Source organism: Heliobacterium chlorum (assembly GCF_014502795.1).
In the GTDB taxonomy this organism is placed as follows: domain Bacteria; phylum Bacillota; class Desulfitobacteriia; order Heliobacteriales; family Heliobacteriaceae; genus Heliobacterium; species Heliobacterium chlorum.
This window is the reverse complement of sequence record NZ_JACVHF010000038.1, coordinates 1-17327: the sequence shown is the minus strand read 5'-3', so window position 1 is coordinate 17327 and position 17327 is coordinate 1. Positions and strand designations below refer to the sequence as shown.

24 protein-coding genes are annotated in these 17327 nt (G+C 47.3%); 22 read left to right on the top strand and 2 right to left on the bottom strand.

From position 1 onward, the window contains the following. The 15 genes from H1S01_RS18510 to H1S01_RS18440 form a co-directional block, all read left to right on the top strand. A partial coding sequence (locus tag H1S01_RS18510; protein WP_188041877.1) for a hypothetical protein occupies nt 1-209 on the top strand: 209 nt, incomplete at its 5' end. Next, on the top strand, nt 173-847 hold the full coding sequence (locus H1S01_RS18505) for a hypothetical protein (protein ID WP_188041876.1): 675 nt from the start codon (nt 173-175) through the stop codon (nt 845-847). The genes H1S01_RS18510 and H1S01_RS18505, both read left to right, overlap by 37 nt. A gap of 15 nt (nt 848-862) precedes the next feature. Next, nucleotides 863-1243 (top strand): hypothetical protein, encoded by a 381-nt coding sequence (locus H1S01_RS18500; RefSeq protein ID WP_188041874.1) that lies wholly within the window; start codon nt 863-865, stop codon nt 1241-1243. A gap of 2 nt (nt 1244-1245) precedes the next feature. Beyond that, complete coding sequence (locus tag H1S01_RS18495) at nt 1246-1422, top strand: hypothetical protein (protein ID WP_188041873.1); 177 nt, start codon at nt 1246-1248, stop codon at nt 1420-1422. 54 nt (nt 1423-1476) lie between these two features. Then, nucleotides 1477-1719 carry a BhlA/UviB family holin-like peptide gene (locus H1S01_RS18490; protein ID WP_155477106.1) on the top strand — a complete coding sequence of 81 codons (243 nt, stop codon included), beginning with the start codon at nt 1477-1479 and terminating at the stop codon, nt 1717-1719. 2 nt (nt 1720-1721) lie between these two features. Then, nucleotides 1722-2360 (top strand): peptidoglycan recognition protein family protein, encoded by a 639-nt coding sequence (locus tag H1S01_RS18485; protein WP_188041871.1) that lies wholly within the window; start codon nt 1722-1724, stop codon nt 2358-2360. Nucleotides 2361-2456: 96 nt separating this feature from the next. Beyond that, the gene (locus H1S01_RS18480; protein WP_188041870.1) at nt 2457-2690 is read left to right on the top strand and encodes a phage holin family protein; all 234 of its coding nucleotides are present in this window, start codon (nt 2457-2459) and stop codon (nt 2688-2690) included. Nucleotides 2691-2765: 75 nt separating this feature from the next. Continuing rightward, a complete protein-coding gene (locus H1S01_RS18475; RefSeq protein WP_188041868.1) occupies nt 2766-3764 on the top strand; it encodes a helix-turn-helix domain-containing protein in 999 nt (332 codons plus the stop codon). Further along, the gene (locus tag H1S01_RS18470) at nt 3761-4528 is read left to right on the top strand and encodes an ATP-binding protein (RefSeq protein WP_341479142.1); all 768 of its coding nucleotides are present in this window, start codon (nt 3761-3763) and stop codon (nt 4526-4528) included. Before H1S01_RS18475 ends, H1S01_RS18470 begins: the two co-directional genes overlap by 4 nt. Nucleotides 4529-4586: 58 nt before the next feature. After that, nucleotides 4587-5336 (top strand): BRO family protein, encoded by a 750-nt coding sequence (locus H1S01_RS18465; protein ID WP_188041867.1) that lies wholly within the window; start codon nt 4587-4589, stop codon nt 5334-5336. 57 nt (nt 5337-5393) lie between these two features. After that, on the top strand, nt 5394-6164 hold the full coding sequence (locus H1S01_RS18460) for a phage antirepressor KilAC domain-containing protein (RefSeq protein WP_188041866.1): 771 nt from the start codon (nt 5394-5396) through the stop codon (nt 6162-6164). A 38-nt stretch (nt 6165-6202) separates the two neighbouring features. Beyond that, nucleotides 6203-7462: a DnaB-like helicase C-terminal domain-containing protein gene (locus H1S01_RS18455; protein WP_188041865.1), complete on the top strand. Its 1260-nt coding sequence runs from the start codon at nt 6203-6205 to the stop codon at nt 7460-7462. Between the two features lie 109 nt (nt 7463-7571). After that, entirely contained in the window at nt 7572-8342 is a 771-nt protein-coding gene (locus tag H1S01_RS18450) for a phage antirepressor KilAC domain-containing protein (protein WP_188041863.1), read from the top strand. Between the two features lie 57 nt (nt 8343-8399). After that, the gene (locus H1S01_RS18445; protein WP_188041861.1) at nt 8400-9239 is read left to right on the top strand and encodes a BRO-N domain-containing protein; all 840 of its coding nucleotides are present in this window, start codon (nt 8400-8402) and stop codon (nt 9237-9239) included. Continuing rightward, a complete protein-coding gene (locus H1S01_RS18440) occupies nt 9236-10216 on the top strand; it encodes a toprim domain-containing protein (protein WP_188041860.1) in 981 nt (326 codons plus the stop codon). The genes H1S01_RS18445 and H1S01_RS18440 overlap by 4 nt, the downstream gene beginning before the upstream one ends. Here the strand turns inward: H1S01_RS18440 and H1S01_RS18435 are convergent. Together H1S01_RS18435 and H1S01_RS18430 are read right to left on the bottom strand one after the other, a co-directional pair. After that, nucleotides 10182-10589 carry a hypothetical protein gene (locus tag H1S01_RS18435; RefSeq protein ID WP_188041858.1) on the bottom strand — a complete coding sequence of 136 codons (408 nt, stop codon included), beginning with the start codon at nt 10587-10589 and terminating at the stop codon, nt 10182-10184. The two genes, H1S01_RS18440 and H1S01_RS18435, sit on opposite strands and share 35 nt — an antisense overlap. Before the next feature lie 2 nt (nt 10590-10591). Further along, complete coding sequence (locus H1S01_RS18430; RefSeq protein ID WP_188041857.1) at nt 10592-11026, bottom strand: helix-turn-helix domain-containing protein; 435 nt, start codon at nt 11024-11026, stop codon at nt 10592-10594. 204 nt (nt 11027-11230) lie between these two features. On the opposite strand from H1S01_RS18430, the gene H1S01_RS18425 reads away from it, so the two are divergent. The 7 genes from H1S01_RS18425 to nrdD form a co-directional block, all read left to right on the top strand. Continuing rightward, complete coding sequence (locus H1S01_RS18425) at nt 11231-11836, top strand: hypothetical protein (RefSeq protein WP_188041856.1); 606 nt, start codon at nt 11231-11233, stop codon at nt 11834-11836. A gap of 90 nt (nt 11837-11926) precedes the next feature. After that, entirely contained in the window at nt 11927-12610 is a 684-nt protein-coding gene (locus H1S01_RS18420; RefSeq protein ID WP_188041855.1) for a hypothetical protein, read from the top strand. Nucleotides 12611-12652: 42 nt separating this feature from the next. Further along, complete coding sequence (locus tag H1S01_RS18415; protein WP_341479141.1) at nt 12653-14929, top strand: DNA polymerase; 2277 nt, start codon at nt 12653-12655, stop codon at nt 14927-14929. Further along, nucleotides 14908-15843: a hypothetical protein gene (locus H1S01_RS18410; RefSeq protein ID WP_188041854.1), complete on the top strand. Its 936-nt coding sequence runs from the start codon at nt 14908-14910 to the stop codon at nt 15841-15843. The genes H1S01_RS18415 and H1S01_RS18410 overlap by 22 nt, the downstream gene beginning before the upstream one ends. Then, a complete protein-coding gene (locus H1S01_RS18405; protein ID WP_188041853.1) occupies nt 15843-16175 on the top strand; it encodes a PDDEXK family nuclease in 333 nt (110 codons plus the stop codon). Before H1S01_RS18410 ends, H1S01_RS18405 begins: the two co-directional genes overlap by 1 nt. Then, complete coding sequence (locus H1S01_RS18400; RefSeq protein ID WP_188041852.1) at nt 16175-16627, top strand: 4Fe-4S single cluster domain-containing protein; 453 nt, start codon at nt 16175-16177, stop codon at nt 16625-16627. The genes H1S01_RS18405 and H1S01_RS18400 overlap by 1 nt, the downstream gene beginning before the upstream one ends. Next, on the top strand, nt 16624-17327 hold a 704-nt coding region (gene nrdD / locus H1S01_RS18395), incomplete at its 3' end, for an anaerobic ribonucleoside-triphosphate reductase (RefSeq protein WP_279287039.1). The genes H1S01_RS18400 and nrdD, both read left to right, overlap by 4 nt.

Sequence of the window (17327 nt, the reverse complement as noted above, 5' to 3'; positions counted from 1 at the left end):
ACGCCATTCATTTTAAGATTTTTTCCGGTGAAAACGGTGAACTGAGGCATGGCATGTATGGAAGCGGTTATACCACCATTGAATACAGCGGCGAAATGATCAGCAAGATGTACCGATACTTACCACCCGCCGGAACAACGCAGGGCGGGATTCGGGACGTACTGACCTATACATGGAACGGCGAGTATTTGAAGAGAGGGGGGTTATAACCATTTTCGGATTGAACGAAACCCTGTTATCGTTCCTACGGCGGCAGGTGGGCTTACGAAGCGATGCATCCAGTGCGACGGGCAGTGTTCATGCCAAGTTAGGGGATATGAAAGACACGTCCAACGCGAATTTTAGTACGATAAACGCAGCCCTGGCCCGGAACCCTTGGGCAGCAGGGAAAAAAACCTACGCCGTGTACGGGCAGAATTATAACAATGCAGCATCGAGTACGCCGGATACCGACTTATTTAACATCACCGGCCCATTGCTGATTATTGGGGGATATATTGAGTTCGGTTCCAGTAGCTATGTTCGATATACCTTAGAGACGGATGGGACCTATTGGTTTAACGGTGTCTACGGAAGTTCCTTCGGGGGGAGTGGTGGCATGTATGTATGGAGGGACGTTGCGGTGAATGGCGGGAACCATAAATCCTTCGCCTTTGTGTTGCCGGACCCTTATCTGTTTAAATATACCGGAACGACAAGCTATAATTATGAAACCTTTTCCTCCAATGCGATTTTTACTTTCCCATCGCCGTTTTACGTGGAACAACGGTGCCGGTTGACGTTTAATACTTCAAGCAGTGGAAACGGGCCGGTAAATACCCGATGGGGTGTTTACTATATCCGCTAAGAGAAGGGGACACGAATGAATACAGAAATTATCATCGAGAACGGCTCGGTTTACGAACTGCATAAAGACGGTGACGAAGTTATATGCAAATGCTTCAAATGTGCAGCCCTAAAACTTGTCGTTACCGGGGGCAAAAGTTCTATGGGAATCGGCGAAACCCTTTCCCTTCACGTAGAGCTTCGAGACTGGCAGGACACACCCATTCCGGATCGGAGTCAAAAAATAACCGTGAGTGTTGCACATGAGGAAGGTGATCCTGTTGTAATCGCCCTTGAAGCGGTGGGAGGAAAAGCGGAGTTTGATTTTATGAGTAATTCGGCAGGAACGTTTTTGGTGCGAGCGGTTGCCGATGAAGTAACCCATGAACCGGGAGTGTTTTGTGTGGAGGTGCAGTAAACATGGGTAAACCCACCTTGGTGATACCGAAATCCCAGAAGCAGTCAGCCTCTGAACGGATCACTGCAAAAATTGCAGACTATACTGCGAAAAAAAACAAGGGCGAAAAACCTTCCTTGGACAGCGTAAACGAAAAGCTAGACTTAATGATTGAGTTGCTAATGAAATCCAATGCCTAAGACGCAAACCGCGTCTTTTTTTATTCCCGAAAAACGTGAGAAAGGGGGTGAGTCATGGACGGACTGTTGGCGGAAGCCCTTTCCCAAGGGTTATGGGCGACGCTCTTTGTATCCTTGTATCTATATCAATTGCAAGAAAGTCGTCGCCTGCAAACCGAAGCTCGGGGAAGGGAGGATAAATTGACCGACTTTCTCCGAGACATCTCCAAGCAGTTCGAGATTCTTGCGAAGCAGTATGAACGGCTCAGTGACGACGTGCAAATTATCAAATCCGAAATTCGAGAAAGGGGCAACTAATCATGGCAAAGATCATTCAGGACATCGTACCTCAAGGCGCAAAAAATCGTCCCGGCTATCCCATGACCCCCACGTTCATCACTGTACACAACACGGGCAACAGTGCTCCGGGTGCAGATGCAGCCGGTCATGCTGCCTTTATCAAATCTCCCGGTGCCGGGACAACCAGTTGGCACTTCTCTGTGGATGATCACCAAATCGTCCAGCACATCCCGACGAACGAGAACGCTTGGCATGCTGGCGACGGGGCGAACGGCCCTGGCAACCGGACCAGTATCGGCGTAGAGATTTGCGAGAACAGCGACGGGAACCTTGGACGAGCAGAAGCGAACGCGATTGACCTCATTATCGACCTCATGAAGCAGTTCAACATCCCGCTCACGAACGTAGTGCCTCATAAACGCTGGACCGGTAAAGACTGTCCGCACCTCATCCTGCCGCGTTGGGACTCCTTTATCGCCTCGATCGCAAAGCGGCAAAAAGATCGCGAACTTGCAGAAAAACTTGCAACGGTTCCAGATTGGGCGAGGGATAGCGTTAAAAAATTAATCGATAAAGAGATTCTGACGGATCCCACTGGGGATACCACGTTCTATCGGCTTGTTGCCATTCTGGATCGCCTCAAATTGATCGCTTCGTAAGAGTCGGAAAAAACTTCCGGCTCTTTTTGTGTCACATTTGACCTCCGTTTTTCTCACTAAGAGATGTAAGGGTTGCGAAGGGGGAGGTGATTGGACATGTTCGAACCCGCAGTTGTGGTGGCAGTGCTCATCGCCATCGGTCAGTTCGCCAAGCTGTATATCGACAGCAAGTACATCCCACTGATTACGCTGGTCCTTGGATTAGTGGCCGGGGTGGCCTACATCCCGGCGGACACCGTTCAGGTTGGTGTACTCAACGGCATCATCGTCGGACTATCGGCCAACGGATTGTTCGATGTGAGTAAGACGCTACACAGAAAAATTGAATAGCTTCCTCCACCCACTGGCTGTTCACCGCAGCCGGTGGGGCCGTTTCTCGTTTATAACCAGAAAGGAGACTCGAAGGTGGGCAATCAGATGTTTACCGTTGAGGTCAATCAGTCATTCAATGTGCTTGAACAAACATGGAACAACCAAATCTATTTGAAATTGTATGTCAGCCTGTTTTCCAGCGGTCTCGTGGCGGAATTAGGGACAGAGCGTACGCTAACGTTACTGGCCATCGCTTCCTTTATGAATAACAAAGGCGAATGTTACCCAACGCAGGAACAGCTAGCGGAACGATTGGGCATGACGCGAAAAACGGTATCTAAGCACATTCGTTCATTACTGGAGTATCGATATCAAGGTAGGCCGCTTGTACTCCGGGAAAAACGTAGAAATCCCAGGGTGTCCCCCAATGCGTACTCCATCTACACCGTGTTGCCATTGTCCCAAGTCGCGATCTTTGATAGCAACATCGATTCCGCTATGGGTAATGTTTTACCACAAGGGGGTAACGGTGAAACCCCACCTATGGGTAAAACAGAGAAAGCCATGGGTAAAATCGAGCCACCTATGGGTAAAACCGAGGACGTACCTATGGGTAACTGTTTACCCATTAACAAGAACCAGTTAAACCAGAACCACTATAACAAGACAATAAACAATATAGAGCTAGGCTCAGGGACCGTTGGGAATACAGATATAAACCCAACGGACCTAACCCATCCAAAGAACATTATTGAATACTTCTGTGAGAAATATCGTCAGAGATACACCGTGAACTATAACCCGAATTGGAAACGTGATGTGGGACTGGTGAAGAACAAGCTGGTGGCCGTTTATGAGCCTGTTCAGATCCGTATGATCATTGACACCGTATTTGCTGAGTACGATACCCGTTGGAAAAAAGATGCCTATCCTCGGCCATCCATCGGCCAGCTCGCTACGTGGCTATCGAATGAAGCTCTGGCCGTTGGAGAGGAACAACAGCAGACGGACTTTACGCAGGTGAAGCGACATGGTGGCTATAGCGTTGAGGCCATTATGGCGCGACTGGAACGGGGAAGTGGGAAGGAGTGAGTGCGATCGAATGTCTGCTTTCTACCCAATGCAAAAAGGCTGGCGACGTTGCCCTGTGCCATGGCCACTGCTATGCCTACCTAAAACTACACGGGGAAAGCGGTACCGGCGGCTTGTGGGGGCACACAGGCATTCCTGTGGCCTATCGTCAAGTAACGGCTCATACGTTGCCGTTCCAGTCAGACAATCCAGAAGCGTTTCGGATGGTAACCACGTACTGTCGGAACGTACTCCATCAGGTGGGCGACGGGGTCGGAATGTATTTGTATTCCGTACCCAACGCCATCAATCCCAAAGGAACCGGCACAGGCAAGACCACGGCATCGGTAGCTATCCTTCATGAGTATCTGGTTGCTCGAATCATACAGCACGTGAAGCAAATAAAACCCATCATCCAGCTACCGGCGTTATTCGTAAACGCTTCTAAGTTTCAGAACCAGTACAACGCCCAATTCCGTGGACCCCGTGAGATGCAAGAAAAGGCCTCTGTCGCTTTTTACCAATGCAAGTCCGATATGTCACAAGCAGAGCTGCTCGTCCTCGACGACGTGGGCGTACGTGAAGCGACAGAGGCATACAAAAATGAGTTCTATGAGGTCATTGATGAACGGTGTGCCGAACGGAAGGCGACGATTTTTACGTCCAATGAACCGTTGGAGCGTTTGGGGAAGTTATTGGACCCGAGGATTGCCAGCCGAATTGAAGGGATGGCGATTCCAATCTCTTTCGAAGGTGAGGATCAGCGCACAAAACAGATGCGTTGATGACATGGTAGCCACTGAACAAAGATTGAACACAAAAATTTTAGGAGGATGTAAATCAATGATGAACATGCAGAAAGTATTCAACTATGAAGGTGCTCGGGTGCGGACAGTGATGATCGACGGAGAGCCATGGTTTGTGGCGAAAGATGTGTGTTTCATTTTAGAACTTCAGAATCCCACGGTAGTAATTCAACGTTTAGACGAGGATGAACGGGCTAAGTTCAACTTAGGTCGTCAAGGCGAAACCAATATCGTTAATGAAGCCGGACTTTATAATTTGATATTTGCAAGCCGTAAACCCGAGGCCAAAGCGTTCAAACGGTGGGTTACCCATGAGGTGCTGCCGACCATCCGGCAAACCGGGTCATACTCAATTTTCTATGACCTCATCCCCAAAACGCTCCCGGAAGCATTGCATAAGTATGCCGAAGCACTTGAAGAGAATGGTCGCTTGACGGAAAAAATCAATACCCTCACCGATCAAATAGAGACGGATGCGCCCAAAGTGGAGGCGTTCAATAACTTCATCGAATCCCATGCTTGGCAGACCGTCGCAGAAGTTGCCAAGTCGCTGAATGACGGTCGTAATCGCATCTATCAGATCCTGCGTGAAGACGGAATTCTCATCAAAAGCGGCATGGACAAAAATCTACCTCTGCAAAAGTACATCGAACGTGGGTACTTTTCGGTCAAAGAATATACCTTCTGGAAAGATGGACAATTAATGACCCGTAGCCGGACTCTGGTTTCGCCCACCGGGGTAGAGTTCATCCGGAATATTCTGAAGCATAGAAAACTGGCTTCGTAGTTTATGTCCCGGTAAGCCAACTCCACTCATTCAAAAATAATTAGGAGGACGATATCAATGACGAACTTATCTTTTCAGGTAATTGAACAACAAGGCCAACGGGTGCTGACCACGGCGCAGCTTGCAGAAGTGTTTGAAGCAGACACAAACACGTTAACGGTTAATTTTCATCGAAACAAACAGCGTTTCACTCCCGATAAACACTTCTTTTTCTTAGACGGGGCCGAACTGAAAGAGTTTAAGGGCAACCTTACAAATTGTAATGTCGCCAGAAACTTGAATCGACTGTACCTCTGGACCGAAAAAGGGGCATGGCTTCATGCGAAAAGCCTGAATACGGACCGTGCTTGGGACGCTTATGAGAAGCTGGTTGATGAATATTACCGTTTAAAAGAGCAGGCACCACGGCCCACATTCGAAGGTCGAATCATCCCCCAAAACTATGTTGAAGCCTTGGACGCTCTTGTTCAGACAGAAAAAATGAGACTAGAGCTTGTTGCTAAGGTTGAAGCGAATGCACCAAAAGTAAAAGCCTTTGATACCTTTATCGAATCCCATGGATGGCAAACCATGTCAGAAGTGGCCAAGTCGATGGATGAAGGTCGTAATGGCACTTATGAGGCACTTCGGGAGGAAGGGATTTTAATCAAGAGTGGGACGGACAAGAATCTACCCCTTCAAAGGTACATCGAGAGCGGTCATTTCATGGTGAAAGAGTACACCTTCTTCGCGAATGGCCAATGGATGACCAAAGGGCGAACAATGGTGTCTCCCAAAGGTGTAGAGTTTATTCGGCAAATCCTTCAAAGAAGAAAGGGGGTGGCCTAACCCTATGCTTTTGCAATCCACGAGAGAGGATGGACTAAATGCTGGAGGCGCAGCTTCTTTCCAAGGTAATTGATGAACACGCTTTTCCGGTGCTAAACCGCTTCAATATTGACGTAACCGATTTTCCAACGCTGGGCGAAGTCTATCTGTTTATCCGAGAGTATGTACGGGAAAACAAACAATCCCCGGATTATCGAACGGTCGTGGGTCAATTCGAGCAGTTCGAATACATCCCAGACGTGCAGGATTCTATCAAATACCTTTCCACCCGTCTCAAAGCCCAATCAGCCAAGCGGCGAGCCTTTGAATTGCTCCAACATCAAGCGGCCAAGAAGTTTAGTGAGCTTTCCGGGGACAAGTTTATCCAGTGGTTAAAAGAGGAGACGTTACGGATTGAAGCCACCACTTTGGTTCGCTTTGATGTAGGCACCAATTATGCAGTAAACGGGGAAGAACGAAAATCGTGGTATGAACAAGCAAAGGAAAGCCGATCCCGCTCATATATACCAACGCCGTACCCGTCACTGACCGAAGCATTAGGTGGTGGATTCGAGATTGGTGACTATATTCTACTCATGGCGTTTACGAACCGGGGGAAGTCATGGCTGGCCTCGCATATTGGGCTGTCGGCATGGGAGAACCAGTTTGGGGTTCTGCACTATTCACCGGAACTATCCAAGCGTCAACAGGCTCTACGGTTGGATACGTTGATGGGGAAGTTCGATAACGTCAAATTACGCCGAGGATTGCTGGCGAATGAATCGCAGTATTTTGCCTATCTGGAAGCATTCTCGCCGGAGATGTCCCTGGCTCCCTATGTGATCAAAACCATGGAAGACTTACCCGACGGACTATCCGTTGAAGCCATAGAAGCCGATTTACAGATGAGTCCGAATGTAAAAATGGTCATTATTGATGGCTTTAATTTAATGAATCATGGCAAAGGAAAGATGCGGGATTCCATGTCCTACACCTCACGAAGACTGCGCCAATTGTTTGGACGGTATGAGGTAGCTGGACTGGTTGTGCATCAAACACCGGGGGCCGCAGAAAAAGAAAAGCGAAAATCGGATGAAGACGGCTGCCGAGTGGTTAAGCCGCCGAAGCTGACCGATTACTCCGAAACAGTGGCCGTCATTCAAGACGCGGCGACTGCGCTGACGTTCGATGCCGGTGATGGTATCGGCAAAATCAGCATCGAAAAAGCCAGGGAACCGAACGTGGGAAAGGTCATTGAATTGGTCTGCGATTTTAATGTGGGCCTTATCCGAGAGACCGATGTGACTGATTTGTTTTGAATGGAATGTATTGTCAGGATAATTTGTGTCACAAATGCGATCGAAAATACGCACTAAGAAGATGTAAGGACAAAACAGTCCTACAAAAAAACAAGGAGGAATTCACAACATGAAATCGTTACAAGTCATCGAGATGAACGGGCAACGGGTGCTCATGACGGCACAACTGGCAGAGGCATATGGTACGGACAACAAACACATCTCAGACAATTACAAGTACAACCAAGAACGTTATACCGAGGGAAAACACTTCTATTGCCTACAGGGGGATGAATTGAAATCGTTCAAAATAGGCTATCCGGAAATTTCCGATACCCTCAAGTACACTTCAATCCTGTACCTCTGGACCGAAAAAGGAGCCTGGCTTCATGCCAAGTCACTAAACACCGACCAAGCCTGGGAAGCTTATGAAATGCTGGTGGACGAGTATTATCGGTTGAAAGAACAGCGACAGCAGAGTGAGCCACAATATGAGCTTCCAAGTAACTTTGCAGAAGCCTTACGGCAATTGGCCGATAGCGTGGAAGAAAATCATCGGCTGCGAGAAACGATTCAGGAGCAAGCCCCAAAGGTGAACGCCTATCAGACGTTTATGTCCGCAGTAAATGTTTTGCCCGTGAATGAGGTCGCGAAGTCGATGGAACTGGGACCAAATACTTTGTTCAGCTTAATGAGAGATTGGAAGCTTATGTTCAAGTCCCAGGACGGATACAACATTCCTTATCAGCATTTCATTAAAGCCGGATGTTTTACCGTGAAGACAAAAACCTTCTGGAAAAACGGTGTCAGCCTCAATTCGTCCCGAACCTTTGTAACCCCTAAAGGGCAAGACCTGATATTTAGGCTGGCGCGAAAATACGGTCTGGTAAAGGGGGGATGAGACGATGGTTGATGCGATACTGAATTCCCAACAAAAAAAACGGAGGAAGAAAATATTATGAACGCTCAATTACAACAGATATTTAATTATGAAGGAAATATCATACGGGCAATTCTTATGGATGACGAACCTTGGTGGGTCGCAAAAGATGTATGCACTGCATTGGAACTTGGAAACCCGTCGATGGCGTTAACCCGTCTAGCGGATGATGAAAAGGGTTTAAAATTAATTGATACCCCCGGTGGTCCTCAAAAAATGTGGACGGTAAATGAGTTTGGACTCTACTCGTTAATTATGGGAAGCCGTAAACCCCAGGCCAAAGACTTTAAGCGTTGGGTCACTCACGAGGTCATCCCTAGCATCCGAAAAACAGGTCGATATGCCATCAACGAATCCGAAGTTACAAACGATAAGATGGAAAAACTTGTGGATACCGTAACCCGGGCGATGGAGACAATGACCAGCATTGTTACAACGAGCATGAATGCTACAAACGATATGGTTAGCAAAACAATGGCTACTACAAACAACGTAATGACCACAGTCCATCAATTAATCAAGACGTTAGAACCGGCTCATCCCGAAACAGTGAAACCTGCCAATAAACCGTATGCAAATATCATTCATTTGGAAAGTCGTATCCATGAACTGCGGGATAAAATGCCCAATCATAACCTTCGAAAATACATTCACCAACTGGCCTCTTGGACCGGAAAGCCAACTGTCTGTTATGGTCGAGTCTATGCGAAGTTAGCTAAGACCACAGGATTTGATGTGTTGGAAGCATACCAAGTCCAAAAAGGGAAAAAGGTCAATAAAATTTCTTTAGTGGAACAAGCAGGTTATCTACCCGAAGCGGTCGCCATTATGGAAACGGTGATTCAGGACGTCGCATGATCGCACTTCATAATCAGGATATCGACGTCGATATTGCATCTGAGCTCCGGCAATATGACTGGAACCGCCCTCGTTGGACTGAACACAAGTTTCTCGCCTGCTCACCCTTTCGACCCGAACGTCACCCGTCCTTTGCCATCCGTCTGGACACAGGAGTATGGATCGATTCCGGCAGCGATGACTCAGAATGGAAGAAAGGCAATTTTCCACGGCTGCTTTCTTGGTTGCGAAATGAGACCTACGAGGAAACCGTTGATTATCTAATTGGTCACTACGGAGTCCAAACGGCCGATGCAGATTCTCTTCAATTAAAAATACGCCTGCTTACTTTGGAGGCAGAAAGCCGGACACCGTTAGATTCTGATATACTCATCCCTTTTCAATACCGACATCCGTACATGGAAGAAGTTCGTGGTATATCTGAAAACATGCAGAGAGCCTTCCAAATTGGATACGACCGAAAACGAAAGGCAATTACGTTTCCTTGGTTTGACCGTGCGGGAAATCTGGTCAATATCAAGTTTCGAAGTGTCCGAGACAAAATCTTCTGGTATTACGAAGGCGGACAACCGATTCGCGACCACATTTATGGCCTGAATTACGTTGTCCGCCTCAAAAAGGAACAAGTATTTATCGTTGAAAGCGAGATTGATGCGATCACGCTATGGCAGTCGGGTTTTGGTGCGATTGCGTTAGGAGGCGCTCACTTATCTTCCCGGCAAAGAGATTTGATTATCCAATCGCCCATTACAGAGTTAATCATCGCTTCGGATAATGTTCTACCGGGTAAGCGACTATCAGAAAGTATCATTAAATGTCTTGGAGGCTATCTTTCCCTAAAAACCATGGAAATACCGACTTGTGCGAAAGATATCAATGAACTGATCCCAGATAAATTACGGGAGGCTTCTCATTCACTTCGATTTGTAGATGTGTGGGAGTCTACCACCGCCGACGGCGTCGTTTCTGGCTTTTAAGCTGTAACCACTCGTTATAAGAGGTGATTACACCAAAGATATTCATCAGGATCGTAAAGGTAAATAGGATGGTCATGATGAGAGTTACGCGTTTTGGACTTTTTAATGTTTCTTCAGTCGGGTGGATTTTCATGGTAAAGAAACGGGCGATCAGATCAAAAACTTCACCGATACTTGCTGGATTGGTAAGAATGACTTTTTTACCCTCATATTCATGAACCTGCATAATGAAGTTCTCAATACCCCGAGAAAGGCGAACCCTAAGAAAAAACCATGCACCGAATAGCAACGACCAGACTGCACCGGAAAAAAATAACGCAATATCACCGATCAAATGCTCAAAAGGAGTAATTCTAAATCGGGGTGGTTTCATTCCTACTTTCCTCGCCTTCTTTTTTCAGCTTCCATTTCTTCTACAAATTGCAGGTAAACATCATACATTTCTTGGTAAAGTTCGAGTTTTTTCTTGGGTGTAAGCTTCTTATTTTGGTTGATTTCAGAGAGCATTTTGTTTAACTGCGGATTTTTCTCTAACTCATCGGTGGCGCTTTCTGGGATTTTACCCAACCGATTGTATATCTCACTGCTCTCCACTTGATAAAACTTGGATAAAGCTTCAATTAATTTATCACTCGGTGGCTTTAAACCGCGTTCTAGCTCAGAGAGAAAATTGATAGAGACTCCCACATTATCACTCAGTTGGGCAAGTGTAATCCCTTTTTTTAGACGCAGATCCCGTAAGTATTCGCCGGTATCGGCAATTCGAAGCATTTGTTCGGCTTTTTCTCGACCTGTTAAACGTTTCGCCATATTGTGATCTCCTTAGATGTTAGGGTCCCCAAAAAAGGGTACAACAAAGCTGGGAGTTGATAGTTCCCAAAAATCTACATCTAGCTTTATATGTCGATTCGTGCGAACATTAAACACGTCCTCGGTTAAACTATACAGATTAAGAGGATATAGATTAAAAAAAGTAAACACATACGTCAGGAAGACGGAAAGGGGAAGCGAACGTTGAGAGATCGAGATAAGCTTGACGGATACGCACTGGAGTTTGCACGAACAGGAGACGGGCATTCGTTAGAAGAGCTTCTTCGTATCATGGACCCAGTACTACATTATGAGGCTCACAAAAGAGAAAGTGAGTACATTCACCATGACGATATCTACACTATGTTTCGAGAGACCGTTTGGGAGGTTGCGCTGGACTTCAAAGGAGATACCACGTTTATTCAGCGGTGTATGCGTCGGATGAAGCAAAAATTTATCGCCTTGTGTCGCCATTATCGTGCCCAAAAACGGTTCCCGGTTAAACCATTAATCCACTTAGTGAATGATGGAAATGAAGAAGTTGAATTCTCGGCCAGCAATATTCGAATCGACGAGGTCTCGACCATAGAAAAAGATTTAGAAGAAACCCTGTATATAAAAGAACTGCTCGATGGTTTTGCAAGAACCAACGAGCAGCAAGGTAAAATCATTAAACTTATTCACTTCGGATGCACCAACAAAGAAATCGCTGCCATCGTATTCGGTGATGACGAATACGGTGACCGGCCGCGAAAGGGGGTGCAAAGGGCCAAACAAAAATTCAAAGAGTACCTAGACAATGCAGCCTAAGTATCAAAGAACTGTCGGCCTAAAAAGAAGTTCTGTTTCGATTATAACCATAACGATAATAAAACTCAATTACTAAGGGGGACGTAATTCATGGGTGTGATTACAGCGAAAGGCAAGGATGCCAAAGAATCGGTGAATAAGAAGAACTCAAACATTGACTTCAAAAAGGTTTATATCCGCTTAAAAGATGGAGAATCTGTTCGGGTTCGGTTACTGACTCCAGAGGATTATGTGGAATACCGAGCACACGGTTCCTTCCAGCATGAGATATACACGCAACCCTGTATTCACCCGGCGGGACAAAAGTGTGCCCATTGTGATGCGGCAAGTGCGGGTATAGAGGAGTACCAAGGACTCCGGGCAAAGAAGCGGTACCTGTTCGCCTTTGCAGATATCGACGAAGGAATCGTTCGAGTCTTTGACGGTAGCAGAGGGCAAACACAGGGACTCATTAACACCATTGAGCAATACACCGAGGATCTCCACGAGTTGGCCTTCGTATTCAAACGAACCGGGACTAAGACGGATACGACATATTCTTTGAACCCCATTATTAAACTGAAACCCGATGACCGCGAGAAGTTTAACCGGTTTGATGGAACCACGGTGGAAGAAGATTTCTACGAAACGGTGCTACAGCCACGGAGCCGACAGCAACAGATAGAGGAACTTCAAAAAGCAGGCTTCCCGGTGGAGCGAACTTTTGCGGGTGAACTCGTGGATGAAGGTGTAATGCCCATTGACGAAAGCTCTAATCCCGAAAACATTTTTTGATAGAGGCGGCTCTCCGCCTTCCTTAACCCAGGCAAAGAAGGGGTGATATTCGTCGAACTTCGAATTACCGGACTCACGATGGAAGCTCACCAGTCAACCGAACGAGTCCGGGAAGCCCAATTGAAAAAAGAACAGGCAATGCGGGAACCAACCTGGGAGGAAGTTTGGCATACCGGTTGGACGCGACCATCCGGCAAACTACAGGCGGCCATTTTATTATCAAAGATGGGGGAATTGGATAGAAAACGGCTCCAGACGGTCAAGTCGGCCATTGATGCCGGTGAAATCGGCGTTGGCGTAGAAAGCCTTAAGAAGTTTACTAAGGCCCATGCCATGCGGTTGTGGCGCGACTTGCAAGAACAGCGAAAAGAAAAGAACCTCAGAGAGATGGTCGCACAGACTCCGAATAATTACCGGCTGATACAAACGGAATCTCAGTTGGAAAAGTTGGTCGTCGCTCTGCAAAGCGAACCTATTATATCATTCGATACGGAAACAACGGGTTTAGACGTGTACAACGATGTAATCGTTGGCATGTCCGTGACCCTGCCCCGAGCGGACTACCATGTCTATATCCCGGTGGCTCATAAGTTCGGAAAACAGTTGAAACGATCGGTGGTTTTGCAGGCACTTGGTCCAATGTTAACCGATCCTAAAATCGGTAAAGTGCTTCATAACGCCAAGTACGATATGCACATGTTAATTCGCCATGGGGTTCGAATGCGAGGGTTGGCCCATGACACTCGGGTGGCAATGGCTCTGCTGAATGAAAATGAGACGTCCTATGCCTTAAAGAATCTGGCCACAAAATACGGCAAACATTTCGGATTTGAAGATACCAGTCACACATTTGAAGACCTCTTTGGAAAGACCTGTTTCGATGAAATTCCATTAGATGTCGCTTTAGTCTATGCCGCCAAGGATACACATCTCACATGGAAGATCTACGATTGGCAACGGCAGCACCTTCAGCGACTGGGTAAGCTGGAAGAGTTGTATTTGGAAATAGAGAATCCTCTGATTGATGTCTGTGTCGATATGGAACAGTGCGGGTTCCTTATCGACCGGAACTACGCTCGGCAATACGGGGAAGAATTACGAAGTGAAATTCGTCAACTGGAGAACTCACTGAAGGATCACTTCGGAGACATCAACTACAACTCGCCCATCCAGTTGTCCCGGAAGCTGTACGATGAATTGAAGTTGCCTGAGGTAAATGCTCGGTCCACCGATGTGAAAACGCTAAAAGCTTTAAAGGACAAGCATCCCGGTATTGAGCACCTATTGAAGTACCGGGAACTCACAAAACTCCTAAGTACCTATGTTGAAGCGTTGCCGGAACGAATTAAGTCCGATGGGCGGATTCATGGTTCGTTTAATCAGGTAGCGACAGTGACTGGCCGGTTTTCCAGTAACGAACCCAATCTACAAAACCTGCCGACCAAGGCGAGGAAGCTGATTATCGCTCCATCCGGCAAACTGCTGATCGGCAGTGACTTCTCGCAAATCGAGCCTCGGGTATTGGCTCATATCAGCGGCGATAAACATCTTCAAGAACCATATTTGAACGGTCAGGATCTGTATTCCACGTTGGCGAGCCGGGTATTCAAGAAGCCCATCGAGGAGTGCGGTGATGGGTCGAAGTATCGGAAGATGATGAAAGTCGGGCTGTTGGCAGTAATGTACGGGACGAGTATGCACACGCTATCGAATCAGCTTGAGATTACCGTGGAAGAGGCTCAGCAGTTTATCGGTGACTTCTTTAGAACCTACCCACAAGTCCATTCCTTCATTAAAAATACGCATGAGTTTGTTAAGGAAAATGAGTACGTGGAAACCCTGTACGGGCGCAAACGAAGATTTCCCGGTCATCGCCAGAAAGCGAAGGTATATGATTCCTTGGCAAAACAAATCTGTGAGATTCTCGGAGTGGATGAACTGCCCCTGAACGTATGGCGAAATAACGATATCCCTCGCGATCTCAAACGGAGATTCTATGACGTCAAAGGCGACGTCGAATCGGCTCGGCGGCAGAGTGTCAACGCTGTTATCCAAGGAACGGCCGCCGATATCATGAAGCGAGCCATGCTGAATTTACAACAGTATTGCTTAGCGAGAGGCTGGTCCCTGTGCGGAACAGTTCATGACGAGGCGTTGATGATGGTGGATGATAGCGTTACTAATGGTGATGTGAAGGAAATTGAGGAGTGCATGACATCGGCGGCTTCTTTGGATGTACCTCTCGTCGTCGATACCGAAATCATGCGACGATGGGGAGAAGGAGTAAAGAAAGAGGAGTGGTTCGCATCGGCAGCTTAGTTAATCGAGTGGGAGCTAAGGAACTCCGTCAGGAAGTTTTATCGGACGCCAACGATCGCGGCCTAGAGTTGACCAAGGCTATCCTCAATCACTTCGATGCGATTCATTCCATTGAGGAACCGAATGATAGCGAGATCGAAAAGTATCTTCTCATGGATGAGTTGGATGGTTTGAATAGCGATACGAGCAAGTTAGGGTTCAAAAAAGGAGTTATTACCTTCTCGCCTTCCTCGGCCTATAAATGTGAACGGGAACTTTATTTCAAAACTAAAAAGGTTGAAGCCTCTTTTGTTGACCGTTTTCCTTATCAGCGGCGATGGTCCCGTAACGGCTCAGCGGTACACCGGGCGATGCAGCGAGATTTGCTGTATGCCGAGAACTATCTGGATGCACCGAAGTTTACGGTGGTACGGACGAAAACCACCAACCGACCGGCATGGGAAAAGAACATTCGGCAGGTCAGACAGTTTGAATACAACGGCCAACGTTTTCAACTGTACGGCATGATGGACGGCGTCCTTCAATATCAACCGGATGGCAGCAAGATTGGGCTGGAGTTTAAGACTAAGTCAACCACCCTTGGCGTTATCGGTGAGTACAAGATGAAGGATGCCCAAGCGGATCACAAAGATCAGTGCGTGGCTTACTCGTTGTTATTCGGCCTAGATGAATTCCTAATTGTTTATGAATCACTCGCCAAGGACAGTTGGACCAAAGGTGCGGGGGCGAAGCCAGACATGCGAGCCTTTTATATGAAGGTAACGGATGAAGATCGCAAGCGACTGTTGGATAAGTTCGCAGACGTGGCCGGTATGTGCTACGCCAATGAACTGCCTCGGGCCATGGTGGAGAAATGCTTCTTCTGCCTGTATAAGCCCCAATGCCATCATGTGAACGTACAGGTGGCGGCGTAATGGGGCGCACGAATTACCAGCGTGGATACGAGATTGAGCGAAAGATTGTTCATGAGTTGACCGACCGAGGGTTCCTAGTTGTTCGATCAGCCGGTTCTCATTCCAAGGTGGATGTGCTCGGTATCAGCCGAAGACGTATCTTGGCCGTACAGTCGAAGCGAACCAAGCGGTTTTCTATGGCGGCATATCGGAAAGAGATCGCCGAAATCCAAGCAACCATTAAAGAGCACAACATTGATGAAGTAATTGACTTTGAGTTCTGGGTGTGGGTGGACAGGCAGGGATTTCGTAAATGGAAGGTCACTGTTGATAGCGTATCGGAGGTGGCGTGATGGCCACAGTTCGGATTGCTGGATTCAACGACCTGAACACATCAGACGCCGACGGTATCGCCTTCAGCATCTTTTTTCAAGGATGCCGACGGAGGTGTCTTGGTTGCCACAATCCTGAACTGCAGTCTTTTGACGGTGGGGAAGAGACTGATACCGACGAGATTATTCAACGAATCCGAGCCAACCAACGATTCTATGATGCAGTGGTCTTTGTTGGCGGAGAGCCGATGGATCAGCCTGATGCGTTGAAGGTATTGTTGGCGTCAGTAAAATCCATCGGGTTGAGCACATGGCTGTATACGGGCCACAACATCTTCTCGATTTCCGACGACATCATCGACCTATGTGACGTTATCATTGCCGGGGAATACCGTCAGGAATTACACACTGGCGGATTCCCGGCCAGTTCCAATCAAATCATTGTGGACCGACGGAAGGAGAAGGTGGCTTGAAGATATCCCTTACTTTTGAACCAGGGTTCGATACGCTCTATCAGAAGTTTGCAAAAGACCCCGTTGGACTAAAGTTGTTAGAACTGGAAGGAATCAGCCCGAACAAGGTCGACGTAGGGCAGATGTCTCATGATTACTTCACTAAGCGGTTAGCCGATGCCAGTGTTGATCAGAACGCCAACTCCAATGAGGAACTTTCCGCTAACAACTATCAGGCCGAGGTCACCAAAGGCATCTTGAAGTTGGAAGGGTACTATCTGCTGTGGCGGTACAGTAAGAAACGCTTCGGCCTTCATCGAGCCAATCAGCTAATATCGGCAATATGGCGGGGTGAGTTGTATTTCCACGATAGCTCTGGGCAAGGGATTCAGATTCCATACTGCTTTGCCTTTTCCACGGTGAACTTGATGGTTGAAGGACGGCCATATGGACAACTACGAAGTCTACCGCCAAAAAGGTCGGACAGCTTCATGGCTCAAGTGACCGAAGTCGTGATGGACCTAAGTCAAGAGTTTGCCGGTGCGGTGGCCCCCGGGGATCTTATAGTCAACCTTGCGTGGTATCTGAAACAGGAAGGACGCAATCCGGAAAACGAAGAGGATCGCGATTATATCGTCAACCTCTGGCAGAAGTTTGTTCACGTGGCAAACAACAAGTTCAGGTGCTCAGGTCAAAGCCCCTTTTCTAATGTATCCATCTT